1 protein-coding gene is annotated in these 790 nt (G+C 76.7%); it reads left to right on the plus strand.

The window, feature by feature from the left end; all coding sequences use genetic code 11:
- Positions 1 to 790 (plus strand): KR domain-containing protein (locus AB8Z36_RS41595; RefSeq protein WP_369218509.1); only part of this gene is annotated, 790 nt, incomplete at both ends.

A 790-nucleotide genomic window follows, 5' to 3' on the forward strand; every position in this document is an offset into this window, starting at 1 on the left:
GCCAGGAGCCCGCCGACCGCGCCGCGCTCGCCGGGCTCCTGGCCGCCGTACCGGCGGAGCACCCGCTCACCGCCGTCGTGCACGCCGCGGGCGTCCTGGACGACGGTCTCCTGGACACGCTCACCCCCGAGCGGTTCGCCACCGTCCTGGACGCCAAGGCCCGCTCCGCCGCCCACCTGCACGAGCTGACCCGCGACCTCGGCCTCAGCGACTTCGTGCTGTTCTCCTCGACCGCGGGCGCGCTCGGCGCCGCGGGACAGGGCAACTACGCCGCCGCCAACGCCTACCTCGACGCCCTGGCCGAGCACCGGCGCGAACAGGGCCTGCCCGCCACCTCCGTGGCCTGGGGCCCCTGGTCCGGCACCGGCATGGCGGGCGAGGGCACCGGCGTGGAGGACCGGGTCCGCCGCGGCGGCTTCACCCCGATGAGCCCCGAGGACGCCCTCGCCGCACTCGACACCGCCGTCTGCCACGGCGACACCGCCCTCGTCGTCGCCGACATCGACTGGCAGCGCTACGCCACCGTCTTCGCCCCGCACCGGGCCCTCGTCGGCGACCTGCCCGAACTCCGCGACGACAGCGCCGCGCACGCCTCCGCCGCCGACACCGAGCCGGTCCTGCGCCGCCAGGTTGCGGCGCTGGCCGGAGCGGCCCGCGAGCGGTACGTGCTGGACTTCCTGCGCGCCCAGGTCGCCGCCGTCCTCGGCAGCTTCCGCGAGGCCGCGCACGACGAGCCCGAACTGCCGCTGGTGCTGCGGCGCCTTGAGCGCACGCTGAGCCGTCATCTGAG

Source organism: Streptomyces flavofungini, from assembly GCF_041028215.1.
Taxonomy (GTDB): domain Bacteria; phylum Actinomycetota; class Actinomycetes; order Streptomycetales; family Streptomycetaceae; genus Streptomyces; species Streptomyces flavofungini_B.